A 26,999-nucleotide genomic window follows, 5' to 3' on the forward strand; every position below is an offset into this window, starting at 1 on the left:
AGGGCGCGAGCATGATCTACAGAGAGTCAGGACAATTTGTGACTTCCTACCAGGCTGACCAGCGACTTTTCAAGCTATGGCAGCAGCGCTGGGCCTTTTACACCTTGCTGGGGTTTGCTTTTTTTGTCATCCCCTTCATTGGCAACGATTATTGGTTCAGCGCTATCCTGATACCATTTCTCGTGCTATCGCTGGCTGGGCTAGGCCTGAATCTGCTCACGGGTTACGCCGGGCAAATCTCGCTGGGTTCAGCGGCATTTATGGCAGTGGGCGCTTTTGCCGCCTATAACTTCCACCTGCGCATTGAGGGCATGCCTTTGTTGCTGGCTTTTCTGATGGGTGGTTTTACGACAGCGCTGGTCGGGATTATCGTGGGTTTGCCCAGTTTGCGTATCAAGGGTTTTTATCTATTGGTATCCACGCTGGCTGCACAGTTTGTTGTGACCTGGGTATTGACCCAGTTCAGCTGGTTTTCCAACGACAATGCATCAGGTGTGATCACTGCACCGCCGTTGGTGATACTGGGGTATGACTTCAGCACGCCAGCAGGGAGGTATGTGTTGACGTTAAGCATTGTCACAGCGCTGGCGTTCTTGGCGCGGAATATTGTGCGCAGCGAGCTGGGCCGCCACTGGATGGCGGTACGCGATATGGATACCGCGGCTGCTGTGATTGGCATACCCATCTTCAGGGCCAAGCTGCTGGCATTTGCCATCAGCTCATTCTTGTTGGGGATTGCTGGTGCACTTTGGGCGTTCACCTATCTGGGCACTGTTGAGCCACACGGTTTTGATCTCAGCCGCTCATTCCAGATATTGTTCATCATCATTATTGGCGGCATGGGCAGCATCCTGGGCAATTTTCTCGGGGCTGCCTTCATCGTGCTATTGCCAATATTGCTCTCTAATCTTTCATCCAGCTTGCTGGCTGGGGTAGTGGACCCAGGGCAAATGGAAAATCTGCAAAAGATGATGTTTGGTGCATTCATCATCTTCTTTCTGATTAAAGAGCCAGCTGGGCTGGCACGCCTGTGGCAGACCTTGCGCGAACGTAGCCGCATCTGGCCTTTGCGTTTTTGAGGCTTGTGCAAATCACCATGACTTGATTCCCGATTGAATAAGTTTGATCCCCTACGTATGCAGTGGGTAGGGATTTTTACGCCCATTTAATATATAAATTACTTTAGGAGATTATTTTAATGTGTTGAATTTTAATATTTATAAAGTGTATGAATTTCACTATTAATAGGAGCATCATCATCATGTTGTCTTTGATTAAAAAGCCTGCTGTCCTGCTTGCGGGGCTGGCATTGGGGCTAAGCCTTGCTGCGGAAACAGCGCAAGCGGCCAACGAGCAATATTTTCCCTTGCAGAGTTATCGTGTTGGGCCTTATGCCGCAGGCGGTACTGGGTTTTTTGGTGGATTTATTGATTACCTGCAATACGTCAACCTGAAAGAGGGTGGCGTGAATGGCGTCAAGTTCACCTGGAGCGAGTGCGAGACCGAATATGTCGTGGAAAAAGGCGTGGAGTGCTACGAACGCCTGAAAAAGGGCTTGAACGGTGCACCTGCAGCTGCCACCAATCCGCTATCAGTCGGTATTGCCTATGCCACGCTTGAGCGCTCTGCTGCGGATAAGCTGCCACTGATCACCATCAACCATGGCCGTACTGATTCCACCGATGGCAGCGTGTTTCCTTATGTTTTCCCTTTGCAGCTCAATCCTTATAGCGAAGTGTCGGCCATCATCAATTACATCGCGGATAAATCCGGTGGCCTAGACAAGCTGAAGGGCAAGAAAATCGTCACCCTGTTTCACGGCTCGCCGTATGGCAAAGAAACTAACCCCATTCTGGAACTGCTGGCCAAGAAATACGGCTTCGAGCTGACCCTGATCGAAGTACCGCACCCAGGCAATGAGCAACAATCGCAATGGCTCAATATCCGCCGTATCAAGCCAGATTGGGTGATTTTGCGTGGCTGGGGCGTCATGAACCCGGTGGCACTAAAGACCGCACAAAAAACCGGCTTCCCGGCGGATCACATCATCGGCAATATCTGGAGCAACTCGGAAGAGGATGCCGCACCAGCAGGTGGCGCAGCCAAGGGCTTCATCTCCATTACCACCCATCCATCCGGCACCAACTTCCCTGTGTTGCAGGATATCGACAAGACTGTGCTCAAGGCTGGTAAGGGCAACCTGCAAGACCCCAAGCGCTTTGGCACCGTGTATTACAACCTTGGTGTGGTCAATGGCATCCTCAATGTTGAAGCGGTACGCGTCGCCCAAGCCAAGTTTGGTAAGCGTCCTTTGACTGGCGAAGAAGTCCGTTGGGGCTTCGAGAATATCCGCCTGGATGATGCTCGCCTCAAGCAACTAGGTGCTTACGGCTTAGTGCAGCCCTTAAAGCTTTCTTGCTCCGATCATGAAGGCGGCGGCGCAGTGCGCTTCCAGCAATGGAATGGCAAGCAGTGGAAAGTAATCTCTGATTGGGTACAGGCCGACCGCAAGCTGCTGCGCCCGATCATTGAGGAATCGTCGCACAAGTACGCCAAGGAAAAAGGCATTACCCCGCGTGATTGCTCAAAGGAATCTTAACGTCAAATCATAACGGCCTCCCGTTGCGTGCGGGAGGACGCTTGTCTTCATGTTCATATCAAAACAGAACTGTCGCTCATTTTTATCAATGTCATAGTGTATTTTTGGCCGCAAAATCTTAGGCGGCCTACATCATCATGTGTTGATTGGTGATATTTAGATTGTTGGCATGTGCGTTGACTTAGCTAAGCTTCATTAAATAGGATGTGGCTATCTCAATATAGTTAGGTATTGAAAGATAATTCAATATGAGCATGAAATACTACAAACAGCTTATCCCTGAGAAATGGCAAGTATATGCTTTTGAGGCTGATGGCTCGCAAGACAGCTATGTGAGTGCAGATATGATTGCTATATCACCCGAGCAGGCACAGGAAATTGCCAGTTCAACTCCACAAGACTCCCTAGTTTTGGATATTCTTAGAGCTTCCTCTACCCCGCGTAACTGGTCATGGCCACCCAAAGCCTATCAAGAGGCTATTGGTCAGATTGCTGTCAGCTCATCCAGTATAGAGGTTCTAATTCGAACCGTGATTTGGCATATTGCAGGTTTGGATAGCACGACTGGAAGAGCCTTCACAGGTAAAGCCAGAGTAAGTGAGCTGACAGAGATGCTAAAAGCGCTAATTGAGTGCAAAGCTCCCCATCTGAAAGATCAAGTGGGGCTTATAAGTACAAAAATTAAAAATGTCTTTGACCGCCGTGCAGTTTACATTCATCAAGTATGGACGATTCAGAATGGTATTCCTGCTGTTGGAAAGCTGTATATTGAGCGATACGAGAGACTTGAGAAGCTAACCTCAGTCTCGCTTGGCGATATGTACAAGCTAGTAGATGACATGAATCAAGTTCAAACTGAGCTTATGGCTTCTATCCTAACACCGTTGCTTCCCGGCAATGATGCCTAACAACTCATTCGATTAGGTACTTTAAAACCACCTCCAAATAGGCGGACTAAGTGATAACAGCCTTATTTTGTTAAACAGTGATATAAACCATGACTGGTTTATATCACTCATGGTTTTTCTTTACTTCTAGAAAAAGTGTGCGATATGGAAACGCACGGCAATGCCGTCGATATCCGGCTGTCCGAGGTTGCGGGTTTCCTTGTAGTAGTAGGTGTCGATGCGCAGGTTGCTGCCGTTGATAAGGTAGCTGAAGCCTAGGTCGTAGCGTTTTCTTTCCAAGCCTGCGATGGCTAGGGCATTGTTTTCGTCGTTCTTGAATTGTTCATAGACGAACTTTGGCTGGATCTTGCCGATGCCGATCTCTTGCGGGAAGGCGTAGCTGCCGGTGACGAAAAAGCCCTTGCCCTTGGCGATCTCTGGGTCTTGGGTATTGTCGTTGTCATAGCGATAATAGGAGCCTTCAGCGCCGATCACGCCGCCGCCGGTGATGGCTTTTTCCAGGCGGCCATCCACGTTCCAGTAACGGTAGTCGCCTGGGTTGGCTAGTGTGCCAGCGCCATCTTTCTGGAAGCGATATGAAGCACCGACCGCCAGAATATCTTTTGCGCCATCATAGCTGGCGATGTTGTAAAAGCCAGGTTCAGTATCCCAGAAATTATAGGAGAGGCGACCAGAGAATGAGAGGTTGTCGGATTGATTGGATGTAGTTGATCCGCTGCGTCCCTCGAATGCGCCAACATGGTATTTGAGTTTCTGGTTTAGTAGCACGCCCCAGATGGAAGCGCCGTTGTCACGCCCAGCAAACTTGCTGGGCGCTTGTTCGGAGAATGGATAGTCGAAGGTTGGTGGATAGTAGGGTGCAGAGGCAGAAGCGCGGCTGGCTGGCGGCAGGAAGCGGCCAACGAAGATATTGAAATGTTCGTTAAGCTCCAGCCCGATGCGACCATCCAGCAGTTTGATGTCGTCGTTGGCGTCCTTCTCTGTATTCAGCTCGAAAGATACGTATTTATGCAGCTTGCCGTTGGTGTAGAGACGGGCACTTTCAATATCGAAATCATTCGATCTATCTTTGCCACTGGGTGCAGCATCTTTTTCTGAGCGGTAGCTGGCACGTGCGGCTACGCCAATATTGATGAACTGGTCATCATTGCGGGCAAACGTCGGGTCTGCATAAGCTGGAGAAGAGATGGCGGCCAAGCCGATTAGCATCGGCAAGATGCTCGGTCGGAACTGGGAATGTTGTGTTGTCATGTTGTATACACCCTGTAAAAATCAATGAAAAGAGGCGGTTGGGCTGGCTGGTAAGTCGCCAGATCAAACCGCACTACAGGGTGTATAGGCATTTAATATGCCTGTTACTAATTTTGTTTTATATCAATTAGTTGTATTTAAAATGTGAAGTAATTTATTGCCTCTGGAAAAGCATGGTGAGTAATCCATGCTGGCTAGCCAGCAGTTCATGGCTCTGGCACTGTTCACTGCAATGGTATCAATCAAGATGCTTGCCATTCTCCGCCGAGCACCTTGAACAGATTGATGCTGTTGGTCAGCGAGAGTTGCTTGAGCTGGACCAGTTGTTGTTCGGAGTCAAACAGGCTACGTTGGGCATCCAGCAGCTCCAGGTAGTTGGCAACACCTTTGTCGTAACGGCGCAACGCTAATCTCAGGCGCTCGCGATCAGCATTGGTGATGCGGGTTTGCGCGGCAATTTGTATCTCGATCTGTTCACGGCTGAGCAATACATCGGAGACCTCGCTGAAGGCACTCTGGATGGCTTTCTCGTATTCGACTATGGTGATTTCCTTGCGTACGCGTGCAAGATCAAGGTTTGCCTGGTTACGACCATGATTGAAGATCGGCAAGGTAAGCTGAGGACTAAACGACCAGGCCTTGTCACTGCTGCCGGAAAATAGGCTGCTCAGGTGCTCATTGACCAGCCCAACATTGGTAGTGAGCTGGATACGCGGGAAAAATGCGGCACGCGCTGCGCCGATGTTGGCATTGGCAGCTTTCAGTCTATGCTCGGCGGCGCGAATGTCTGGCCGCCTTTCCAGCAAGGTGGATGGCAAACCAGTGGGCAAGGGGCTGAATGCCAGCCTATCCAATTGTTCCTGCGGCACGGCTACTACTAGGCCAGGTTTGCCAACCAGTAGCTGCAATGCATTGAGGGCTTGTGCATATTCGCGCTGCAAGGCAGCAATGCTGGCCTGGGCTGTTTCCAACTGCATTTCCGCGGTCTTGAGGTCCATGGCATTGTCCAGGCCTGCTTGCTGACGACGCAGGATACGCGAGTAGGCCAGGTTGCGAGCTTGCTCGGTATCCTTGGCAAGCTTTAATCTTTCCGCTAGCGCACGCACATTGACATAGGATGCGGCGACTTCGGCGATCAGGCTGGTGCGAGCGGTTTGTTGTGCTTCTTGTGTGGCTAAGTATTCTTCCAGCAGCCCTGTCGTCAGGCTTTTGACCCGGCCAAAGAAGTCCAGCTCAAAGCCGCTGATGCCGACGCCAACGCGATAGAGATTGACGTCAAAGGTTTGCCCTTGTGCAAAAATTGTCTTGCTACGATCGTAACTGCTCGTAGCCTCAATGGTGGGCAAGCGGTCAGCACGCTGGATGCCATATTGCGCACGGGCTTCTTCAATCCGCAGGGCCGTCAGGCGTAAGTCGCGGTTATTGGCGAGCGCGGTATTGATCAGCTGCTGTAATGCCGGATCGGTAAAATATTCCTGCCAACTTGCGGGTTGTGCGTGGGTTTCAGTGCCTGCAGCGGGGTATTCGGTGGGAATAGGCGCTTCTGGCCGCTGGTATGGCGGGTTGAGCGAGCATGCTCCCAGCATTAGGCTGATGGCGAGCACGAGCGGCTTTAGAGGCGTATTCAAGCGGGTGTTTAACGCAGTATTCATGCTGGATCCTGCACATGGTGCCGCGGACGCTTGATGTAGCGGCCAATCACGGCAAAGAACAAGGGAACAAGGAAAATGGCGAGCAAAGTTGCGGTGATGATGCCGCCCAGCACGCTGGTGCCGATCGCGGATTGCGCGCCGGATGCGGCCCCTGTGGCGATGGCCAGCGGCAATACGCCGACGCCAAATGCCAGCGAGGTCATCACAATCGGGCGTAGCCGCAGCCGTGCTGCTTCCAGCGTGGCATCAAACAAGCTCATACCGTCGGCATAAAGATCCTTGGCGACTTCGACAATCAGGATCGCATTTTTGGCGGAGAGGCCAATGGTGGCAATCAGGCCGACCTTGAAGTAAATATCGTTGGGCATTTCGCGTAGTGTCACGCCCAGCAAGGCACCCAGTACACCTAGTGGCACCACGAGGATGACCGCCAGCGGAATCAGCCAGCTTTCATATAGGGCAGCGAGCGCGAGGAAGACGATAAGCACAGACAGACCGAACAGTATCGGGGCCTGGGCGCCAGAGCTGCGTTCTTCCAGCGATTGACCGGACCAGTCATAGCCGATGGTGCGAGGCAGGCTACGTGCAATGTGCTCGATCGCTTGCATGGCCTCGCCACTGCTATAGCCTGGGGCGGCGCTGCCATTGATGGTGAATGATGGATAGCCGTTGTAGCGCGTGAGCTGAGGTGGGCCTGAAATCCACTCCATCTTGACGAAAGAGGCTAGTGGCGCAAGGTCGCCATTGCTATTGCGCACCCTGAGCTTGCGGATATCCTCAAGCTCCAGTCTATCCTTGCCATCTGCCTGCATGATGACGCGGCGTACCTGGTTGCCGTGCATGAAGTCACCGATATAGTCAGAGCCAAACATTGCCGCCAGGGTGGAGTTAATTTCATCCATGCTCACACCCAAAGTCGCCGCTTTGCGGCGGTCTATATCCAGGCTGACCAGCGCTGCCTCGGGCAAGCCCGCGAACATGAGGTTGGTGAGTACAGGGTTTTTCATGCCTTTAGCCATGAGTTGATCCTTGGCCGCCAGGAATGCCTGATAGCCTGCTGATCCGCGATCCTGCAAGCGCAGGTCAAAGCCATTAGATGAGCCAAGCTCGGGCAGGGGAGGCGTATTAATGGCAAATACCATCGTGTTCTTCAGCCCCATGAACTGCATATTGACACGGTCAACGATGGCCTTGACGTGTTGATCTGCACTTTTGCGTTCTTTCCAGTCCTTGAGGGTGGCGAACAGCATGCCACTATTGGAGCCTGTGCCATAGAAGCTGAAACCACCCACTTCATACACATATTTCACCGGTTCATGCTCATTGAGGTAAGCAGCAATTTCTGACAGCGTGCCCATGGTTTCATGCATGGTGGCACCCGCAGGCAGCAACACCGTAATCATGAAGTCGCCTTGGTCTTCATCAGGCAAGAAGGCGGTGGGCAGGCGTAAGAACATAAAGGCGACCACGGCGATGATGGTGCCATAGACAAGCAGCCAGCGCAGCGGGCGCTTGATGATGCTGGAAACACGCTTCTGGTAACGCCCTGTCAATGCAGCAAAACTACGGTTAAACCAGCCAAAGAACCCACGTTTTTCATGGTGATCCTGCGTAATCGGCTTGAGCAGGGTGGCGCATAGTGCGGGAGTCAACGAGAGTGCCAGGAAAGCCGAAAAGGCAATCGACACTGCCAACGACATGGAAAACTGGCGATAGATATTACCCACTGCGCCGCTAAAGAAGGCCATGGGCAGGAAAACAGAGACCAGCACGACGGTAATGCCGATAATCGCCCCACTGATCTGCTTCATGGCTTTCTTGGTCGCCTCAAAGGGCGAGAGGCCTTCCTCCGCCATGATGCGCTCGACGTTTTCCACCACGACAATGGCATCGTCCACGACGATACCAATCGCCAGCACCATGCCAAACATGGTCAGCACATTGATGGAAAAGCCAGCCGCAAACATCACGGCAAATGTGCCCAGGAGTGCAATCGGCACCACGATGGTAGGGATCAAGGTGGCACGCAGGTTTTGCATGAAGAGGAACATGACGAGAAATACCAGTACCACGGCCTCGACCAAAGTGCTGACAACTTTCTCAATAGAAATTTCAACGAAGGCAGAGGTGTCGTAGGGGATCTGGTAATCCACGCCTGCGGGTAAATAGCGTACCAGCTCATCCATGGTGGCACGGATACGCTTGACCGTGGCCACGGCATTGGAACCAGGTGCCATCTTGACCGCCATGCCGGCTGCATTGTTGCCATTGACGCGCGAGACGAAGGAGTAGTCGCTACCGCCAAATTCCACATGTGCGACGTCCTTGAGCAAGATGGCAGAGCCATCGGCCTTGCTACGCAAAGGGATATTCTCGAAATCCTCGGGGGTGGTCAGGGCGTTGTCGGCAATGACGTTGGCACTGATGGGGGCGTGCTCAGGCACAGCACGATTGCCGAGATCGCCGACTGTGACGCGGGCATTTTGCGCACGAATGGCGGATGCAACATCTGAAGCGGTCAGGTTCATCGCCGTGAGCTTGGCTGGGTCAGGCCATATACGCATGGCGTATTCCGGGCTCCATAATTGCACTTTACCCACGCCCTCAACCCGGCGCAGTGCCTGTAGCACATTGGCGGATGCCAATTCGCCAAGCTCAATCTCACTCAAGCGATTGCCTTCCGAAGTCAGGGATACAATCAACTGAATGCTGTCTGCAGATTTTTCGATGAAGATACCATTGCGGCGGACAACTTCAGGCAAGCGGGCTTCGACGGTTTTCAGGCGGTTTTGCACTTCCACTGCGGCAAGGTCTGGATTGGTGCCCTGACGGAAAGTCAGGCTGAGTGAGGCGGTTCCCGGGCTACTGGTCGCCGAGATATACATCAGCCGTGGTGCGCCATTCATCTCGCGCTCAATAATCGCAGTGACCGACTCCTCGATTACTTTGGCAGAGGCACCAGGATAGCTTGCAGAGATATTGACTACTGGTGGGGCAATATCAGGATACTGCGCGACCGGCAGGCCACGAATCGCCAACAGGCCCGCGAGAATAATCAGCAGGGAGATGACCCAGGCAAAGACCGGGCGTTCAATAAAAAATCGAGCCATGGAATTCTCAGTTCAAAAAATCATTAAGGCTGTGTGCCGCTTGAGCTAGCCTCAAGCACTTTGACCTTGGTGCCTGGGGCCATCATGGCCGGGTTGGTGACAATGATGCGTTCACCGCCCTTGAGGCCGCTGGTGATTACCCATTGGCCATTGAGCATGGTCGGGGCCGTGACGGGTAACGCTTGTACTTGGTCTTGTTCGTCAGCAATCATGACGCTACTGGATTCCGCAGTCCGTATCAACGCATCACGCGGCACCAGCACCGTGGCAGGGTTTTCTGCCTGTTTTAATTGCACTTGTACATAACCACCCGGTAGCAGCTCGCGGTCAGGGTTGCTGAACAGGGCGCGCATGGCCACAGTATCTGTGCTGCTATCCACAGCAATGTCGGAGAAGAAAAGCTTGCCTGCATGGGCATATTCAGACCCATCCGGGAAGACTAGCTTTACCGCGATGCTGTCGCGTGCAACGCCTTTCATCTTGCCGCTCTTGATGGCACGCTGTAGCGCCATGACCTCGCTAGCTGGTTGTGAGAAGTTGACGTAGATCGGGTCAATCTGCTCTACCGTTGTCAGCGGAGTGGGGGAGTCCAGCCCGACCAAGGCACCTTCCGTCACCATGGCGCGGCGGGTGCGACCATCAATCGGGGAAGTGACCTTGGCATACCCCAGGTCCAGCTTGGCCTTGTCTAGCTGTGCCTTGGCAGTCAGCACTTGTGCCTTGGCTTGCAACTCTTCCGAGACTGCGGCCTGGTAATCGCGCTCACTGACGGAGTGATCACTGGCAAGGTCACGGTAGCGCTCCAACTTGTCGAGCGCATTACGGTGATTGGCCTCTGCACTGGCCAAAGTGCCAGCGGCCTGGTCACGCGCTGCTGTTAATAACTCGGGGTTGATCAGGAATAAAGGCGTACCTTTCTTGACCTCCTGGCCTTCCTGGTAGAGGCGCTCGGTGACGATGCCAGCGACACGTGCCCGCACCTCTGCCTGCCGATAGGCTTCCAGGCGACCGGGTACGGATATCTCAATAGGGCTGGTTGTCATCTCTGCCATATGCACTTCGACTTCAGGAGGGGCAGCATTCTCTGCCTGCTGTTGCTCCTGGCTGCATGCTGATAGACCAAGAATAACTGACGCACATAGCCAGGTGGTTTGACGCCCAAACAATGGTGATGACATAAGCTTGCTCAATGAGGTGTTAAGTTGGAATGTTAGCTGGAATTGATTTAACAGCTGATTTTTTTGCACTATAACATAATCAATCATGACTGATTAATTAATTTTTTGTTATGATATCCAGATCATGAGTAGGGTAATAACGGAGTTGCTGTGGCTAGGAAAACTAAGGAAGACTCACTGCGTACGCGCTCAGCGATCCTTGATGCTGCTGAGCAGGTGATCCTGCGACGCGGTATTAGTTATGCGACGATGTCGGATATTGCGGATGCAGCTGGTATCTCGCGCGGAGCGGTGTATGGTCATTTTGATAACAAGATCGACCTCGCTACCGAGATGTGTCAACGCGCATTGACATTGGCTGTCCCCCCGGAGCGCGACCCAGCATTATCGGCGCTTGAGGCTTTGCATCAAGAGGGAATGTACTTCCTCAAGCTCTGTGGCGAACCGGGGCCAGTGCAGCGTGTATTGCAGATACTGTATATGCAGTGTGACTGCAACGAAGACAACAAGCCCCTGCTGGATATCCGCGATGACTGGGAGCGTCAGTCAAGGGAAGGAATAGAAGTGATGATACGGGAGGCCATGTCGCAAGGAGACTTGCCCGCAGATATTGATATCCATCTTGCTACGCTCTATCTCTTCTCGCTGTTTGATGGCATCTACAGCACGTTGTTTTGGGTTAACCGTGTCAAGCAGGATCGCTGGGAGATCGCAGAGGCTTTGTATCGTGCCGGATTTGCCGCTTTCACTACTGCGCCTGAATTACTGGCCAAAAAAGCTTAGCCAGCACCAGATAAATGCTTGTATAAGATCAGGCTGCCAATAGCAACCAAGATCAGGCCGCCGATGATTTCTACGGTATGTTTGGAGGCCGCGCCCAGCATGCGGCCCAGCATGACGCCAATACTGACCATCAGGCAAGTCACCAGGCCAATGGCGAATGCCACCGGAATAATATCAACGTCAAGAAACGCCAGGCTGGCACCAACGCTCATGGCGTCAATACTGGTACCCAGCGCAGTGGCGGCTAAGAGGATAAAAGAATGACTTTGAGGCTTTTCCACAGCCTCTTCATCTGGTCGCAAACCTAGCCAGATCATGCGCAAGCCCAATATGGAAAGGATGCTGAAGGCAATCCAGTGATCCCAGGCGGTCACATAATCAGCCGCAAACCGGCCCAAGCTCCAGCCCACCAGTGGGGTGATAGCTTCAATGACACCGAAAATCAAGCCGGTGCGCAAAGCTTCCAGCAACCGGGGGCGTTGCAGCATAGCACCTTTGCCAATAGCCGCAGCAAAAGCATCGGCCGACATGGCCAATGCCAAAAACAAGGTAGAAATAGTATTCATGGATTCAGTACGTGAGGTTGGGCATAGTCAAATGGTGACCAGGACGCCCAACCTGAACGTACTAGCCTCCATTAGTCTCGCCAACCAGAATGGCTACCCGCACCACGACAAACGTCGATTATGTTGATACGGGCGCTTCGGAAAGAAGCAGGCTACTCCCTAAAAGATGTGCGCATTTTACTCATAAAATTCCTGCGGCGCTATCTCATGTTGAAGTGCCGTAGCTTGTGGAGGGGCTGGCAGGATGAGGATTAAGCTTTTTTCTTGCGTTCAGAGCGAGCATGGATATGCTTGGCTATCCACTTCATCGGTGAGCTTAGCTTGCTGGCACCATAATACTGCTTGAGAAAATAGAGCCGTGTAGTGCGGCTCAGGTGCATGAGGTCTCTGTTAAGTGTGGCCAAGTCTTGTAGGGTGCGTAGTACAGGCAGTAGCCTGATACGTGCTTTTTCCAAATCAATCAGAACGCTTTCGAAATGACCATCTGGCATTTCCTTGACGAAAATGTGCTTGGGGTAAAGTGCACGATGCTGAAAGCGCGCATGATGCAGTTTCATGATGGTTGTGGCAACTGAGGCAGTGAGTTTACGTTGCCTTGAGACATTGATGCCAGGCTTGAAAATGTTCGGAGCGAGTTGATCCAATGGGATAAAGCCAACCAATTCGGCGGTCAGTAGCACGGCATTGACGTCATCGCCTTCCTTTTTTTCCGAGAAGAAAAGTGGCGCTGGGACGGGAACTCCGCGTTTGGAAAGTTGCAGTAGATTCTGGTATTCGCAATGAAATGTCGAAATGCCACTCCATGGGTGACGCCATGTTTTGCGCATGAAGTTGTGCTGGCGCTTGAGAAACCCATACAAAGGCCTGCTCTCATCCACAGCCTTGAACATGATACGGCTGACGCCACTCCATCCCTGGCGGTGTTGATTAGGCGTCTCGAACCAATCTGCTGTATGGTTCCAAAGGCTATCAAAGTCGAGCTCAGGCATAGTGGGTAGTTTGCGATAGGGCATAAATGGCTTCAGTGAAATCAATGTCATCAAAGATTCATTCATGCTACTTAATAATGTCGTTAATCAGTGTTAACGGAGTGCTGGGTGATGAGGTTTTTTTGTGTAAAACGCAACGGTGTTGGTATAAATACAACAGTTATCTAGGCTAGGTGAATTTTTGATGTCTCATTTTTCGGTAGAGCTGCTTTTGGGCTTGGTCATGTTTTCCTTTGTGTCATCCATTACCCCAGGGCCGAATAACTTGATGATGATGTCATCCGGGCTCAACTATGGATGGCGACGATCAATGCCGCACCTGCTAGGCATCAGCAGTGGATTTTTTGTCATGCTGTTTGTCGTTGGGATGGGAGCCCAAGGCTTGTTTGCGCGCTATCCTTTTGTGCAGATAGTCATGAAGTACGTTGGTGCCGCTTATCTATGCTGGTTGGCATTCAATATTGCAAAAGCTCCCATTCATGGCCTGCGAGGTGAAGCGCAAACATTAGGAAAGCCATTCAGCTTTCTGCAAGCGGCGGCATTTCAATGGGTTAACCCAAAAGCGTGGGTAATGGCGTTGGCAGCACTGGCAGCTTATCTGCCACATCCCTCAACCATGCTGGATGTAGCGATATTAAGCGCAGTGTTTACCTTGGTGGGAGCGCCTTGTGTGGGGGCTTGGGCTGGGTTTGGGGTGATGTTGCGCAAGCTGCTCAATGATCCGCTGAGAATGCGTATGTTCAACGTGGCCATCGCTTTACTGTTGCTGGCGTCTATTTACCCGATATTAACGACATGAGCACCATGAAGATATGACACGTAATAGAACATGACTGGGCTGAGCAGTAAATTCAGGATGCTCAGGCAATCCACTGTCTGGTGCAGGCGTAGCAGGTGGTGATGGCGTTGCAGAAAGCGCTGCCTGAACTGGCTCCCATCTTCTTTTTTCACGGTCTTGATATCAAAGATGTAGCGATCCGTGATGAAGTTGAGACACATGGCGATAGCCGTGCATAGCACCATGAACCCCAATGCAATGAAAAACACATAGGGATCATCAAGAATATCCGTCATCAAGAAGGCAATGATCGGGAAAATGTAGCCAACAAGCAGCATAAAGAAGCTTGAATAAACATATCGCCTGGCCAGGGCTCTGAGCTCACTCATCGGGGGGGAAGGGAGGTAAATGGCAATGCGTGAATATATCACTTCAGCCCGATCTACGGGGATAGCCAAGCGAGATATTTAGCGTGGCTAAATCAACTCTATTATCTTTTTATCAGTGTTAACGGCTAATCGATGAGGTGTGTCGATGGTATCAAGTTTACGTCGGTTGAATGATGATGCCTCCTAGAGGCGGGAGTGTGACCAATAACGATTGCTGGTGATCCATCCAGGCTTGTGGCTCGGTTTGCAAGCCCTCGCCGTTGCCTTGGTTACTGCCGCCATAACATCCGGCATCGCTATTGAAGATTTCCTGATAATGCCCAGCGTAAGGTACGCCAATCCGGTAACCGCTTCGCAATACCGGGGTGAAGTTAAGTAGCACCAGCACGATGCTGCCATCCCTGCCGCGACGCAAATAGGTGAGGATGGATTGGTCGCTGTCGTTGCAATCTATCCATTCAAAGCCGTGAGGATCAAAGTCGAGTTCATGCAGTGCAGGCAATTGGCGATAGAGGTGGGATAAGTCCCGGTTCAAGTGTTGCACACCTTGGTGCCAGTGCAGATCTAGCAGTTGCCAATCCAGGCTGCTGTTGACGTTCCATTCTCGCCCTTGTGCCAGTTCATTGCCCATGAAATTGAGCTTTTTGCCGGACATGGTCATTTGGTAAGTCATGAGCAGGCGCAAGTTAGCAAACTTCTGCCACGCATCGCCAGGCATTTTATCCAGCAGCGATCGCTTGCCATGTACGACTTCATCATGCGAGAACGGCAGGACAAAGTTCTCGCTATAGGCATACAGCTGGCCAAAGGTGAGTTTGTCGTGATAATAGCGACGGTGAATGGGGTCATGCGCGATATAAGCCAGGGTATCGTTCATCCAGCCCATATTCCACTTCATGGAAAATCCCAGCCCCCCAAGATAAACCGGACGTGAAATCATAGGCCAGGAGGTGGACTCCTCGGCAATGGTCAGTGCTCCTGGGAAATCCTCGTGCACCATGATGTTGAGCTGTTTGAGGAAATCAATGGCCTCCAGGTTTTCACGCCCACCATGTCGATTAGGCAGCCATTCGCCAGCCTTGCGCGAATAGTCGAGATAAAGCATGGAGGCGACTGCATCCACGCGCAGGCCGTCAATGTGGAATTCTGAGAGCCAGTAATGCGCACTCGCCAGCAAGAAATTACGCACCTCATTGCGACCATAATTGAAGATGTAGGTGCCCCAATCCTGATGTTCACCTAGCCGTGGGTCTTCATGTTCAAACAAGGCTGAGCCATCAAAACGTGCCAAGGCCCAATCGTCCTTGGGGAAGTGCCCAGGAACCCAATCCAGGATGACGCCTATCCCGGCCTGATGGCAGTGGTCGATGAAGTAACGCAGGTCATCTGGGCTACCGAAGCGATTAGTCGCGGCAAAATACCCGGTTGTTTGATAACCCCATGATTCGTTGAGAGGGTGCTCGGAAACTGGCAATAGCTCAATGTGCGTATAGCCCATTTCCTGAATATAAGGCACCAACTCATGGGCAAGTTCACGATAGCTCAGGAATCCGCCTTCATGATTGCGACGCCATGAGCCAAGATGCACTTCATAGCAGTTGAAAGGGGCATGCAACCAATCGGCCTGTGCACGTTGCTGAAGCCACTGTGCATCCTGCCAGGTGTGTTGGCCATTGCCAGTGATTTTTGCCGCCGTGCCTGGGCGTGCCTCAAAGCTGAAGCCATAAGGGTCGGTCTTGGTCAGCACCTGCCCGCTATGGCGATTGCGTATCTCGAATTTATAGAGGTCGCTGCTGGTAAGCCCGGGAATGAAGAGTTCCCAGACGCCACTGCTGCCATGGACGCGCATCTGGTGGATACGGCCATCCCAATGGTTGAAGTTGCCGATGACGCTGACGCGTTCTGCACTTGGTGCCCAGACCACGAACCTCACGCCATTGACACCTTGTTGCTCACACAAGTGTGCGCCAAAGGTACGGTAAGCCTGTTTCAGGCGGCCTTCGCCGAACAGGTATAACTCATCTGGTGATAAGGCAGTCCAGAATGAATAGGGGTCATGCGTTTCCCATTGATGTCCTTGCTCCTCCAGCTTGATACGGCAAGGCACAGGCGGTGGGGTGCTATTTTTCCATTCAAATAGCCCTGCATCATGACTAAGCTTCAGCGGTTCCCAGCCTGATGTAGTTTGTAGCCATATTTTTTCTGCAAATGGCTGGAATACGCGCAGGACATACTGATTTTGGACTTGATGCAGCCCAAGATATGCAAACGGATCATGGTGCCGCGCATTGAGTATGTGGCTAAGCTGAGGGTCGTGCTTGGTTTTGGTCAACATGGGATTCCAGTACTCTGCAGAGATGGTAAGTTTCCTAAGCGCTAGCTGGGAAGCGCTTTTCCAGTCATTTGCCTATAGCTTAGTAAGAGGCTTCGTGCCTATAATGGTTCTACAGAAGCTGAAATAGATCAATGCGAATAGGCCCGGTTCGCACCCTGTTGTTACAACGTATGTCCAAACTATAAATCAGGAGGGGCAAAAATGCAGCAGCATGAATTGAGTTCTTCTCGTTTTGTGAGCACTTTGACCAAGAACACGGTCGCGCTCATCCTCGCTGGCGGTAAAGGCAGTCGTCTCAGGGACCTGACTAACTGGACCGCCAAACCAGCCGTACCATTTGGCGGCAAGTTCCGCATCATTGATTTTCCTTTGTCCAACTGCATCAATTCCGGCATTCGACGCATTGGCGTGGTGACGCAGTACAAGGCGCATACACTGATCCAGCATATCCAGCGCGGCTGGGGTTTCTTGCGTGGCGAGTTCAACGAATTTGTCGAGCTATTGCCAGCCCAGCAGCGCATCCAGGAGGAGTGGTATAAAGGCACGGCAGATGCAGTATTCCAGAACCTGGACATCTTGCGACAGACCAGTGCGGAATTCGTCCTGATCCTTGCTGGCGATCATATTTACAAGATGGATTACGGCCAGATGCTGGCGGCCCACGTGCGCAACAAGGCAGATATGACGGTAGCCTGCATCAATGTGCCCCTGAAGGAGGCGAGCGCCTTTGGTGTCATGGGGGTAGATGAACATGACAGGGTCGTGGATTTCAAGGAAAAGCCTGCCAACCCTGACGGTTTGCCTGATGATCCAGAACATGCCTTAGCCAGCATGGGTATTTATGTATTCAATGCCGCTTTCCTCTACGAGCAACTGATCCGTGATGCCGATGATCCAAAGTCATCCCATGATTTTGGTCATGACATCATTCCTTACCTGATCAAGAAATACCGTGTGTTTGCCCATCGATTCACGGATAGCTGCGTCGGTGCAGCGGATGGCAACTATTACTGGCGCGATGTTGGTACGGTAGATGCTTATTGGGAAGCAAACATGGAGCTGACCAAAGTCGTCCCTGAGCTCAATCTGTATGACCGGCAATGGCCGATCTGGACTTATCAGGAGCAATTGCCGCCTGCCAAGTTCGTTTTTGATAATGAAGAGCGCCGTGGGCAGGCGACGGACTCGCTGATTTCAGGCGGTTGCATCGTGAGTGGCGCGAGTATCAGAAACTCTGTGCTGTTTTCGGATGTCAGGGTAAATAGCTACAGCAGCATCGAGCATTCGGTGATCTTGCCCAAGGTCGATGTGGGGCGACATGTGACATTACGGCGCGTGGTGGTAGATAACGGTGCACGTATCCCCGATGGCATGGAGATCGGTATTAACCTGGAGCTGGACCGCAAGCGTTTTCACGTCACGGAGGAGGGTGTAGTGTTGGTCACGCCCGATATGTTGGGGCAAAGCCTGCACCATTTTCGTTGACTCTTAAACCCGGCGCAGATCGGGCAGCATGATCAAGACTTTATTTACAAGTAACAACAAGTAAAGGGTGATATGACTGCATCGCTTCCAAAGCTGTACCTCAATCTGTATTGGCACATGCACCAGCCGGATTACCGCGACATTACCAGCGGTGAATATGTGCTGCCTTGGACATATCTGCACGCCATCAAGGATTACACGGATATGGCCTACCATCTGGAAAGCAATCCAGGTGCGCGGGTCAGCTTCAACTTTGTGCCAGTGCTGCTGGATCAACTGGAAGATTACGTCGAGCAGTTTGACAGTGGCAATATCCGCGACCCATTGCTGGCGCTGCTTGCCAAGGATGACATGAAGTCGCTGACGCAGGATGAGCGTTGCCTGATCCTGCATAGCTGCTTCAAGGGGCATCATGAAAAAATGCTCGCACCCTTCGAGCATTATCAGTGCCTCTACAATATGTACGTCAAGCTCGAGCCACATGGCAAGAGCATGTTCAATTATCTCTCAGGCCAATATATGGCTGATTTGCTGGTCTGGTATCACCTGGCATGGACCGGCGAAAGCGTGCGGCGTAACAGTCCCGAAGTGCAGGCGCTCATGAACAAGGGGAGCCAGTTCACGCCAGAAGATAGGCAAACCTTGTTCAAGTTGATTGCCACACTGATGCGAGACCTGATTCCCCGTTACCGGGCGCTAGAGTCCGCAGGGCAGATCGAGATTTCCACGACACCGCATTACCATCCCATCCTGCCTTTGCTGCTGGATTTTCGTTCTACGCGCGATGCCATGCCCTATGCGCCATTGCCGCATTATCAGCATTACCCGCACGGCAAGCAGCGCGCACGCCTGCATATCGAAGAGGCGCAGGTTTCGCACCAGCGCCGCTTCGGCAAACCAGCCAATGGCATGTGGCCAGCGGAAGGTGCAGTGTCACACGATGCTTTGTTGCTGCTGGCTGAACACGGTGTGAGCTGGGCGGCAACAGGTGAAGGCGTATTGGCGAATAGTTTGTATAAATCATTTGATCGCAGTGAGTTGCCGCCGCGACACGAATACCTCTACAAGCCTTATCGGGTGGGCAATGCTGAGCATCAGATTCTTTGTTTTTTCCGTGATGATCACTTGTCGGACAAGATTGGGTTCGAGTATGCCAACCAGCATGCGGATAATGCCGTCGCCGATTTTATTGGCAGCCTGGAAGCGATCTATGCCCAGAATAATGGTGAACAATCGCCCGTGGTCAGCGTGATTCTCGATGGTGAAAATGCTTGGGAATATTATCCCTACAACGGCTATTACTTCCTGAGCCAGCTTTATACCGCATTGAGCCAACATGAACATATCGTCATGTTGACGCCTAGCGAGTTGGCTGAGCGCTCCCTGCATGGCAGCTTGCCACTAGGGGAGTTGCCAGCTGTGGCTGCAGGTAGTTGGGTGTATGGCAGCTTTAGCACCTGGATCGGTAGTGCTGATAAGAACCGGGGCTGGGATTTGCTTTGTGCGGCCAAGGAGGTATTTGATATCGTCATTCAGCAAGGATTGTTGACGGAGAAGGAAATACAGGCGGCAAGCAGGCAGTTAGCGATTTGTGAGGGTTCTGATTGGTTTTGGTGGCTGGGGGATTACAACTCGGCCTTGAGTGTGAGTAGTTTTGATCAATTATTCCGTCAAAATCTTGCCAATCTTTACAGCCTGCTCAAGCATCCAGCCCCTGGCAATCTAGGATTGGCCATCAGTAGCGGTGCCACAGATTCCACCGCTGCCAATGCGGGCACCATGCGCCGTGGTCAAGCTGCGGAATCCACCACTTAATCTCATCAAACAGGAGCAGGAATTGGCTAGAACCATTGCATTGCTACTTGGTGTGCATGCCCACCAGCCAGTGGGTAATTTCGAGAGCGTGTTAGAAGATGCGCATGCCCGCTGTTACGGGCCGTTTATCAGGGTTTTGCATGAGTATCCGGCGTTTCATTTTGCTATCCACATCAGTGGCTGGTTGCTGGAATATATGCTGGAGCATTTCCCTGAGGATATGGCCTTATTGCGAGCAATGGTGGAGCGTGGGCAGGCCGAGCTGTTTGGCGCTGGTTTCACTGAACCAGTACTGGCCTCCATTCCCGTTCAGGATAGAGTAGGGCAGATCAATGTTCTTTCGCGCTTCCTCAAGAGCCAGCTGGGGCAAGCGCCACAGGGCGCATGGTTGACGGAGCGTGTCTGGGAGTCAAGCGTAGTGCCTGCCCTGGCAGAGGGTGGCATTGAATATGTAACGGTTGATGATTACCACTTCATGTGTGCAGGCAAAGACGCTGGTGTATTGAATGGTTTTTATACGACAGAGGAAGATGGCCGCCATATCGACCTGTTCCCTATCTCAGAGGCATTGCGTTACCGCTTGCCATTCTCACCTGCGGATGAAGTGGTGGCTTATCTTGAAAGCCTGGCAAGTGAAGATGGCCAGGCGGCTGCGGTGTACTTTGACGATATCGAGAAGTTCGGTATCTGGCCTGAGACTTATCAGTGGGTATATGAGCGTGGCTGGTTGCGCCAATTCATAGAAGGGGTGCTGAATTCAGACGTGATCAAGCCCATGCGCTATGCCGACTACCACCAGTGTGCGCGGACAAAAGGCATTGTGTATTTGCCCACCACCTCTTATATCGAGATGAATGAGTGGACATTGCCGGTGCCTGCTGCGCACCATTATGCGGACTTGGTTGCCCAGGAACGGGAGCACCAACGATATGAAGTGACCAAGCCATTCGTGCGTGGCGGCATCTGGCGCAATTTCCTTATGCGCTATCCAGAGTCTAACTGGATGCATAAGCGTATGTTGGGGTTATCCAAGCGATATCATAGCCTGAAGCCTAGCCAACATACTGTCGAGATGCTGAAGCTGCTGTACGAAGCCCAGGCTAATGATGCCTACTGGCACGGTTTGTTTGGTGGCCTTTACCTGCCTCACTTACGTCGTGCGGTTTATCATGCCATCATCAGGCTGGAAGGCTTGCTAGACCAAGTGGATAAGCGTGCGGCAACAGAGGTCGTGGACATTGATATTGATGGATACGATGAGCTGTTGATGCAGAACGGGATAGTGCAAGCAGTGATTAAGCTGGATGATGCCGCTGCAATCGTTGAGCTTGATAGCTACACATTACATCATAATTTTGGTGATACGCTGACGCGGCAGGCAGAGCATTACCATCGCAAGATTCACGCTGCGCCAGAACATCACCAGCAAGGTGAGGGGATTGCCAACCCTCATGAGCAAATGGGTTCCAAGCATGAAATCCTGCCTGGCGATCTTGAGATCGATGTCTATCGCAAGGCCTTGTTCCATGATAGCTGGCTGGATCAAGGCGCTAATATTCCGCTGCGATATCAACGCGAAAATGCAGCAGCCATTCGCTTTGTCGGACATTTGCCTGATGGCTCTGCTCCCATTTTGTACAAGCAATACAAGCTTGAACAAGAGACATTGCAAGTCCGCTATCACCTACAAGAGGGTATGCAGGTTTCAGGCAGGCTGCGTGTTGAGATCAATCTTGCCATGCCTAGTTGCGATGGCCCTGCCGGGCGCTTCCGCCAGGGGCAGGAAATTCTGGGTGGCTTTGGGCAAGCTTTGAGTCAAGACGACTGGCAGGAGTTATTTCTGGATGACGATGTATTGGGTGGTACCTTGCACCTGCAAAGTAGCGCTCCGGCGAATTATTTCAGCTATCCACATTTTTCCGTTTCTCAATCTGAAGCCGGGTTTGAAAAAATCATGCAAGCCGTGACCATCGTGTTGGAATGGCAGCATGAGCAGTTAGTTAATGGTATAAATGTGGAATTAAAATTTATTAAAAACAATTAATTGTTGTTTGTTATTAATTTAATAGTTTATATATAACTAAGGCTTTATGGCAAAGTTAACCCTAGGCGTAGATATTGGTGGCACCAATCTCAGGGTGGGTGTGGTGCAAGATAAAAAAGTCATTCATGAACAGCGGTTTCCTGCTGACTTTTCATCCATTTGCAAGCAGCATGCCCCGGCGATTGCGTTGCAGGAAATTCTCAGGATCAGCCTATCGGCATTACAGCAGGCAATGAAACAGTATCCTGACGTGAATGGCATCGGCATGGGTTTTCCCGGCTTTATTGACCCTGTGGCTGGGCATGTCGTGCAATCTCCCAATTTGCCCGGCTTGCGCCATGTTGATATTGCAGGAGAGCTCTCGCGATTGATCGGCTTGCCGGTTGCTATGGAGAATGATGCCCTGGTAGCGGCGTTTGGGGAGTTCCTGCTATTACCACAGGCTCCGCGCAGTATGGTCTATATTGGCCTGGGGACAGGGGTTGGTGGCGGGTTTATTCATGCCGCAAAACCTTATCCTGGCGATCATGGTATTGCCATGGAAGTCGGTCACTTGATTACTGAGCCCAAGGGGCGCCTCTGTGGTTGCGGTAATCATGGGTGCCTGGAGCAATATGCTGCAGCTCCTGGTGTTTCCCAGAGCTATCACCAGGCGACAGGAGAAAGCCTTTCTGCACAGGATATTGCAGAGCGGGCAGCACAGGGGGGTAGCGCGGCACTTGATGCCTATGCGCTTGCAGGTCGGCATCTGGGTTTGGCTATTGCCCACCTGGCAAAAATACTGGACCCAGAGGTAGTGCTGATCGGGGGCGGGATGAGCCAGGCATGGTCATATTTCTCGCCAGCATTGTTCCGGCAGTTGCATGAGGACTCCATTCCCGTACTGCGGGACAAGATTGATGTCCGGGTATCCAATAGCAGTGATCAGGCGGGCATTATTGGAGCGGCGCATTTAGTCAATCACTGATCGCAACATACCTTCGTCCAAGATAGCGTTCGCTCTATCTTACAAATAGAAACTACCTTAGAATAATAATAATTCGCATTTTTTAACTATCCCCATCTATGAAAAATCCGCAGGCCTTGAGTCTGTGCGCCATCAGCCAGCTCTATACAGAGCATCATCGCTGGTTAGTGCAGTGGCTGTATCGCCATCTTGGCTGCCCGCATCATGCGGCTGACTTGGCTCAAGATACCTTCACCCGCCTCTTGACCGCGCGTGAACGGCTCTATATTGATGAAGCCAAGGCCTTGTTGACCGTAGTAGCCAAGGGGTTGGTGATTGATTATTTCCGCAAATCAGCACTGGAGCAGGCATTTCAAGAGGCCTTGAGTCAATTGCCAGAGGCCGTTGTGCCATCGCCAGAAGCCCAGGCCCTGGCGATGGAAGCTGTGGTGGCGGTCGATAGCATGCTGGCTCAGTTGCCTAGCAAGGTGCGCCAGGCTTTTTTGCTCTCTCGTATTGATGGCCTGAGCTATGGCGAAATTGCAGAGCAGCTAGATGTTTCTGTCAGCTCAGTGCAGCAATACATGATACGGGCATATGGTGCTTGTTATGCCGCTGCTTTCCCCACCTGATTGATGCAAGCTACTCCCTCTCCACAGGTGATAGAAGAAGCCATCCGCTGGATGGTGATCTTGCAATCTGGCCAAGCTAGCCCGGAGGATTACGAGGCCTGCGAGCGTTGGCAAGAGGCGCACCCACAACACCAGCTTGCCTGGGATCGCCTTGGTCAACTTGATCAGCAGGTAAGGCAGATTCCTCCTCCACTGGCCAGAGCTACCTTGCATGATGAAAGGCGTATAAGCCAGCGCATGAATAACATGCTGCAACGCAGGCAAGTGCTCAAATTGGCAGTGTTGGTAGGAGGCAGCGCAGGGTTATTGGGCTTGGGGTACCAGAAGCTACCATGGCGCCCGATGTTGGCGGATTATACAACCGCTGTTGGTGAAAGCAGGCATGTGGCATTGATGGATGCCACAGACATTCACCTCAATACTGCCAGCGCTTTGGACGTTGATTATGATGCCAGCGTGCGACTATTCCGCTTCTATCAAGGGGAAATCCTCTTGACGACAGGCCATCAGCAGGCATTTGCCCAGCGCAATTTTATTGTCGAAACCAGCCATGGCCAGATACGCGCATTAGGAACACGCTTCCTGGTGCGCGATCATGAGAATGGCATACTGGTCAGTGTCTTTGATGGAGCGGTTGAGGTGGCGGCAGCGGGGGTGAAGCGTATCGTACAGGCCGGCTACTCATTGGTCTTTAGTCGGCAACAGCTTGGCTCTTTGCTGGAAGCCAGCCGCGATAGTTTAGCCTGGATCAATGGAGTTATCGTGGCGCGCAATATGAAGCTGAGCTTATTGCTGCAAGAGTTGGAGCGTTATCGCCATGGCACGATACGATGCGCAGCAGAGGTGGCCGAGCTGCGTATTTCTGGTGTATTCCCTGTTCATGATATCGACAAAGCGCTAGATGCCGTGGCAGATACGCTAGGCTTGGAGATCAAGCGCTCTTGGTTCTACCGGACCCTGCTTGATCGCGTACGTTAATTATCAGTAGCTACTTACCATAGCTGCAAAATATTTTTTGCAGCGGACTGTAGTTTTTTATTTTTGCTTCGGTATGTCAGTTGAACCACTTCATTTTGATTGAGGAAACCATCATGACATACCAACTGCCGGAACAATCTTCCGGTCTACCATCATCCCAGCATAAAATCCGGCAGACTGTATGCCACGCCTTGGTTGTGCTGGCATTGGGCAGCACTTTTTCACCAATTACCTATGCCCAAGAAAATATTGCGGCAGAACGCCAACAACAATACAAGATAGCTGCGGGTTCCCTGGAAGATGCCTTGGCTGAGTTTGCCCAACAAGCTGGCATCCTCATTTCGTTTGAGCCTGAGCTGGTGTCTGGCAAGCAAAGCAGTGGCTTGCAAGGTAATTACACTGCCAAACAGGCCGTCAGCAAGTTATTGCAGGGCACTGGCTTGGATCAAGTCGTGCGTGAAAATGGCACTTGGGGCCTGCGCAAGCTACCTAGCACACAGTTACAGCAAGGTGGGAGTTTGCCTGAGGTGAAGGTAAAGGCCGGGAGACAAAGTGAATCTGTAGAGGAGTTGCCACAAGTTTATAACGGTGGACAGGTGGCAAGTGGAGCTAGGGCAGGCATTTTAGGTAATCGTGATTTCATGGATACGCCTTTTAGCATCACAAGTTATACACGAGAACTGATACAGAACCAGCAGGCAACAACAGTGGCTGACATTATTGCCAATGATCCTTCTGTCCGTAGCACTAATGCTAGAGGTGGACGGTTTGATCAGTTCACGGTGCGTGGCTTTAATTTGCCCAGCAGTAATTTAGCGCTTAATGGGTTGTATGGTGTAGTACCTTCTTATGCGGTAGCCGCAGAATCCATAGAGAGAGTCGAAGTGTTAAAGGGGGCAAGCACCTTGCTTAATGGCATGGCTCCTACTGGCGCTGTCGGTGGGGCAATCAATATCGTACCTAAGCGAGCTACCGATAAAAACATCAATCAACTCACGACAAGTTTTGCCAGCAAGGAGCAGTTAGGTGCACACCTTGATCTTGGACGCAGATTTGGCCCAGACAATAGCGTTGGCATCAGAGTAAATGGTGCTTATCGCACACCTGGTGAAACCGCATTTGATCATCAGTCGACTGAACAAACGGTTGGTACGGTAGCGATTGACTATAAAGGTGCCCAATTAAAACTGTCGCTGGATGCAGGGTACCAACAACGGAATATTGATGCACCTCCTGAAAGGGTAAGCCTGGATACCAGCATAGTGCCTGATGCCAAGAGGATAGATCGCAACTTTGCGCCCCGGTGGACATACACAAATACCAAGGATACCTATGCAGCCTTGCGCGCGGAATATGATTTCACTCCGCACTTTAACGGCTATGCCGCCATTGGTGGAAGAAAGGGTGAAAATGCATTTCTACGCTCGAATCCAGATATTGATGCGCTAGGTAATTTTGCAACAGATCCCAGCTTGTTCTATAGAGACGAGCGTGTGTTCAGTGCAGAGGCAGGGCTACGCTCCAAGTTTAGCACCGGACCATTAGCGCATACTGTTACATTGGGCATGTCCAAGTATCGTCAGGTGTTTGGTAATCGCATCTATAACCTATCTGGTAGTAGTAATTCCAATATCTACTCGCCAACGAGAACTACTCGCCCCAATACTCAAGGGTTTTCTCAACACACGCCAAAATCCGGATTGTCTGACTTGGAAAGTATTGCTCTGACCGACGCCATATCAATCTTAGATGATCGTTTACTCGTGGTTATAGGAGCTCGTTCCCAGCGTGTACAGGTTGACACCTTCAATGCTAGTGAAATCCGTAGCCAGCACTATAACCAGCAAGCCTTGACACCAGCTGCGGCAGTGGTATTCAAGCTACAGGACAATGTGTCCATTTATGCTAACTACATGGAAAGCTTATCTCCTGGGGGTACTGCGCCAACCAATGCTACAGTGAACAACCCAGGTGAGGTGTTGCCACCGATAAAATCCAAACAAGTGGAAACTGGGGTGAAGATTGATAATGGACGTTTTGCTAATACATTCAGCCTGTTTCGTATTGAGCAGCCAAACGCTTTTACGGAAAACCGTATTTTTGGTCTGAATGGGGAGCAGCGTAATGTTGGTTTGGAGTGGAATATTTTTGGCGAGCCGGTGAAGGGGTTAAGAACGCTGGGGGGTATTATGTTGCTAGACAGTAAACTGACCAAAACAGTTAACGGTACCAATGATGGCGCAAGGTCTCCCGCAACCTCCCGTGCAAACGTCAATTTGGGAATGGAATGGGATACGCCATTTTACGAAGGTCTGACATTGACTGCGCGTACACTCTATAGCAGTTCTCAGTACCTTGATAATGCAAATACCCAGAAAGTACCGAATTGGATACGATTTGATATCGGTGCGCGGTATGTAACTTCTGCAAACGGTCATCCCATCACCTTGAGGGCAAATGTGGAAAATCTGTTTGACCGCAGTTACTGGGCTTCAGCGTCTGGAGGTTTGACTATTTCTACACCACGCACATTGCTACTCTCTGCGACAGTAGATTTTTAA

21 protein-coding genes are annotated in these 26,999 nt (G+C 51.5%); 13 read left to right on the forward strand and 8 right to left on the reverse strand.

What is annotated here, in order from left to right; all coding sequences use genetic code 11:
• The first annotated feature begins 11 nt into the window (after nt 1-11).
• The 3 genes from ACIKP9_RS02840 (at nt 12) to ACIKP9_RS02850 (ending at nt 3,507) form a co-directional block, all read left to right on the forward strand.
• Nucleotides 12-1,079 (forward strand): branched-chain amino acid ABC transporter permease, encoded by a 1,068-nt coding sequence (locus ACIKP9_RS02840; protein ID WP_400879031.1) that lies wholly within the window; start codon nt 12-14, stop codon nt 1,077-1,079.
• 182 nt (nt 1,080-1,261) lie between these two features.
• Nucleotides 1,262-2,599 carry an ABC transporter substrate-binding protein gene (locus ACIKP9_RS02845; protein WP_400879034.1) on the forward strand — a complete coding sequence of 446 codons (1,338 nt, stop codon included), beginning with the start codon at nt 1,262-1,264 and terminating at the stop codon, nt 2,597-2,599.
• A 248-nt stretch (nt 2,600-2,847) separates the two neighbouring features.
• A complete protein-coding gene (locus ACIKP9_RS02850; RefSeq protein ID WP_400879037.1) occupies nt 2,848-3,507 on the forward strand; it encodes a hypothetical protein in 660 nt (219 codons plus the stop codon).
• Between the two features lie 126 nt (nt 3,508-3,633).
• On the opposite strand, the gene ACIKP9_RS02855 is transcribed toward ACIKP9_RS02850, so the two are convergent.
• The 4 genes from ACIKP9_RS02855 to ACIKP9_RS02870 all read right to left on the reverse strand — a co-directional run bounded on the left by ACIKP9_RS02855 (nt 3,634) and on the right by ACIKP9_RS02870 (nt 10,698).
• Nucleotides 3,634-4,758 (reverse strand): porin, encoded by a 1,125-nt coding sequence (locus ACIKP9_RS02855; RefSeq protein WP_400879040.1) that lies wholly within the window; start codon nt 4,756-4,758, stop codon nt 3,634-3,636.
• 242 nt (nt 4,759-5,000) lie between these two features.
• Complete coding sequence (locus ACIKP9_RS02860; RefSeq protein ID WP_400879043.1) at nt 5,001-6,410, reverse strand: efflux transporter outer membrane subunit; 1,410 nt, start codon at nt 6,408-6,410, stop codon at nt 5,001-5,003.
• Nucleotides 6,407-9,520 carry a multidrug efflux RND transporter permease subunit gene (locus tag ACIKP9_RS02865; protein WP_400879046.1) on the reverse strand — a complete coding sequence of 1,038 codons (3,114 nt, stop codon included), beginning with the start codon at nt 9,518-9,520 and terminating at the stop codon, nt 6,407-6,409. Before ACIKP9_RS02865 ends, ACIKP9_RS02860 begins: the two co-directional genes overlap by 4 nt.
• A 23-nt stretch (nt 9,521-9,543) precedes the next feature.
• Nucleotides 9,544-10,698, reverse strand: a complete 1,155-nt coding sequence (locus tag ACIKP9_RS02870; protein WP_400879048.1) for a MexX/AxyX family multidrug efflux RND transporter periplasmic adaptor subunit — start codon at nt 10,696-10,698, stop codon at nt 9,544-9,546.
• Between the two features lie 150 nt (nt 10,699-10,848).
• Here ACIKP9_RS02870 and ACIKP9_RS02875 point away from each other — a divergent pair, with 150 nt between their 5' ends.
• On the forward strand, nt 10,849-11,481 hold the full coding sequence (locus ACIKP9_RS02875) for a TetR family transcriptional regulator (protein WP_400879051.1): 633 nt from the start codon (nt 10,849-10,851) through the stop codon (nt 11,479-11,481).
• On the opposite strand, the gene ACIKP9_RS02880 is transcribed toward ACIKP9_RS02875, so the two are convergent.
• Nucleotides 11,478-12,047 (reverse strand): manganese efflux pump MntP, encoded by a 570-nt coding sequence (locus ACIKP9_RS02880; RefSeq protein WP_400879053.1) that lies wholly within the window; start codon nt 12,045-12,047, stop codon nt 11,478-11,480. The genes ACIKP9_RS02875 and ACIKP9_RS02880 overlap by 4 nt on opposite strands.
• Between ACIKP9_RS02880 and ACIKP9_RS02885 the strand changes: the two genes are divergently transcribed.
• A complete protein-coding gene (locus ACIKP9_RS02885) occupies nt 12,046-12,174 on the forward strand; it encodes a hypothetical protein (protein WP_400879056.1) in 129 nt (42 codons plus the stop codon). The genes ACIKP9_RS02880 and ACIKP9_RS02885 overlap by 2 nt on opposite strands.
• Before the next feature lie 124 nt (nt 12,175-12,298).
• Here the strand turns inward: ACIKP9_RS02885 and ACIKP9_RS02890 are convergent, their stop codons facing one another.
• Nucleotides 12,299-13,087, reverse strand: coding sequence for a lipopolysaccharide kinase InaA family protein (locus ACIKP9_RS02890; RefSeq protein WP_400879058.1), 789 nt, complete (start codon nt 13,085-13,087; stop codon nt 12,299-12,301).
• A 133-nt stretch (nt 13,088-13,220) separates the two neighbouring features.
• Between ACIKP9_RS02890 and ACIKP9_RS02895 the strand changes: the two genes are divergently transcribed.
• Entirely contained in the window at nt 13,221-13,835 is a 615-nt protein-coding gene (locus tag ACIKP9_RS02895) for a LysE family translocator (protein ID WP_400879060.1), read from the forward strand.
• Here the strand turns inward: ACIKP9_RS02895 and ACIKP9_RS02900 are convergent.
• Nucleotides 13,814-14,152, reverse strand: coding sequence for a hypothetical protein (locus tag ACIKP9_RS02900; protein WP_400879063.1), 339 nt, complete (start codon nt 14,150-14,152; stop codon nt 13,814-13,816). The genes ACIKP9_RS02895 and ACIKP9_RS02900 overlap by 22 nt on opposite strands.
• Nucleotides 14,153-14,360: 208 nt before the next feature.
• Entirely contained in the window at nt 14,361-16,538 is a 2,178-nt protein-coding gene (gene glgB / locus ACIKP9_RS02905) for a 1,4-alpha-glucan branching protein GlgB (RefSeq protein ID WP_400879066.1), read from the reverse strand.
• Nucleotides 16,539-16,739: 201 nt separating this feature from the next.
• Between glgB and glgC the strand changes: the two genes are divergently transcribed.
• From glgC to ACIKP9_RS02940, 7 genes are all read left to right on the forward strand, one after another.
• Complete coding sequence (glgC, locus tag ACIKP9_RS02910) at nt 16,740-18,023, forward strand: glucose-1-phosphate adenylyltransferase (RefSeq protein ID WP_400879069.1); 1,284 nt, start codon at nt 16,740-16,742, stop codon at nt 18,021-18,023.
• Nucleotides 18,024-18,095: 72 nt separating this feature from the next.
• Entirely contained in the window at nt 18,096-19,838 is a 1,743-nt protein-coding gene (locus ACIKP9_RS02915) for a glycoside hydrolase (protein ID WP_400879072.1), read from the forward strand.
• 22 nt (nt 19,839-19,860) lie between these two features.
• Complete coding sequence (locus ACIKP9_RS02920) at nt 19,861-21,882, forward strand: alpha-amylase/4-alpha-glucanotransferase domain-containing protein (protein WP_400879075.1); 2,022 nt, start codon at nt 19,861-19,863, stop codon at nt 21,880-21,882.
• A 46-nt stretch (nt 21,883-21,928) separates the two neighbouring features.
• Entirely contained in the window at nt 21,929-22,849 is a 921-nt protein-coding gene (locus tag ACIKP9_RS02925) for an ROK family protein (RefSeq protein WP_400879078.1), read from the forward strand.
• A 98-nt stretch (nt 22,850-22,947) separates the two neighbouring features.
• Nucleotides 22,948-23,460, forward strand: a complete 513-nt coding sequence (locus ACIKP9_RS02930) for a sigma-70 family RNA polymerase sigma factor (RefSeq protein ID WP_400879081.1) — start codon at nt 22,948-22,950, stop codon at nt 23,458-23,460.
• 3 nt (nt 23,461-23,463) lie between these two features.
• Nucleotides 23,464-24,438: a FecR domain-containing protein gene (locus ACIKP9_RS02935; protein ID WP_400879084.1), complete on the forward strand. Its 975-nt coding sequence runs from the start codon at nt 23,464-23,466 to the stop codon at nt 24,436-24,438.
• A gap of 113 nt (nt 24,439-24,551) precedes the next feature.
• On the forward strand, nt 24,552-26,999 hold the full coding sequence (locus tag ACIKP9_RS02940; protein WP_400879087.1) for a TonB-dependent siderophore receptor: 2,448 nt from the start codon (nt 24,552-24,554) through the stop codon (nt 26,997-26,999).

The sequence above is a fragment of the Methylobacillus methanolivorans genome, assembly GCF_044751345.1.
Taxonomy (GTDB): Bacteria; Pseudomonadota; Gammaproteobacteria; order Burkholderiales; family Methylophilaceae; genus Methylobacillus; species Methylobacillus methanolivorans.

Bases quoted from the DNA above. Each gene is read 5' to 3' on its own strand.
- ACIKP9_RS02840 (WP_400879031.1), top strand. From the start codon at position 12: ATGATCTACAGAGAGTCAGGACAATTTGTGACTTCCTACCAGGCTGAC.
- ACIKP9_RS02845 (WP_400879034.1), top strand. From the start codon at position 1,262: ATGTTGTCTTTGATTAAAAAGCCTGCTGTCCTGCTTGCGGGGCTGGCA.
- ACIKP9_RS02850 (WP_400879037.1), top strand. From the start codon at position 2,848: ATGAGCATGAAATACTACAAACAGCTTATCCCTGAGAAATGGCAAGTA.
- ACIKP9_RS02855 (WP_400879040.1), bottom strand. From the start codon at position 4,758: ATGACAACACAACATTCCCAGTTCCGACCGAGCATCTTGCCGATGCTA.
- ACIKP9_RS02860 (WP_400879043.1), bottom strand. From the start codon at position 6,410: ATGAATACTGCGTTAAACACCCGCTTGAATACGCCTCTAAAGCCGCTC.
- ACIKP9_RS02865 (WP_400879046.1), bottom strand. From the start codon at position 9,520: ATGGCTCGATTTTTTATTGAACGCCCGGTCTTTGCCTGGGTCATCTCC.
- ACIKP9_RS02870 (WP_400879048.1), bottom strand. From the start codon at position 10,698: ATGTCATCACCATTGTTTGGGCGTCAAACCACCTGGCTATGTGCGTCA.
- ACIKP9_RS02885 (WP_400879056.1), top strand. From the start codon at position 12,046: ATGGATTCAGTACGTGAGGTTGGGCATAGTCAAATGGTGACCAGGACG.
- ACIKP9_RS02880 (WP_400879053.1), bottom strand. From the start codon at position 12,047: ATGAATACTATTTCTACCTTGTTTTTGGCATTGGCCATGTCGGCCGAT.
- ACIKP9_RS02890 (WP_400879058.1), bottom strand. From the start codon at position 13,087: ATGACATTGATTTCACTGAAGCCATTTATGCCCTATCGCAAACTACCC.
- ACIKP9_RS02895 (WP_400879060.1), top strand. From the start codon at position 13,221: ATGTCTCATTTTTCGGTAGAGCTGCTTTTGGGCTTGGTCATGTTTTCC.
- ACIKP9_RS02900 (WP_400879063.1), bottom strand. From the start codon at position 14,152: ATGCTGCTTGTTGGCTACATTTTCCCGATCATTGCCTTCTTGATGACG.
- glgB (WP_400879066.1), bottom strand. From the start codon at position 16,538: ATGTTGACCAAAACCAAGCACGACCCTCAGCTTAGCCACATACTCAAT.
- glgC (WP_400879069.1), top strand. From the start codon at position 16,740: ATGCAGCAGCATGAATTGAGTTCTTCTCGTTTTGTGAGCACTTTGACC.
- ACIKP9_RS02915 (WP_400879072.1), top strand. From the start codon at position 18,096: ATGACTGCATCGCTTCCAAAGCTGTACCTCAATCTGTATTGGCACATG.
- ACIKP9_RS02925 (WP_400879078.1), top strand. From the start codon at position 21,929: ATGGCAAAGTTAACCCTAGGCGTAGATATTGGTGGCACCAATCTCAGG.
- ACIKP9_RS02930 (WP_400879081.1), top strand. From the start codon at position 22,948: ATGAAAAATCCGCAGGCCTTGAGTCTGTGCGCCATCAGCCAGCTCTAT.
- ACIKP9_RS02935 (WP_400879084.1), top strand. From the start codon at position 23,464: ATGCAAGCTACTCCCTCTCCACAGGTGATAGAAGAAGCCATCCGCTGG.
- ACIKP9_RS02940 (WP_400879087.1), top strand. From the start codon at position 24,552: ATGACATACCAACTGCCGGAACAATCTTCCGGTCTACCATCATCCCAG.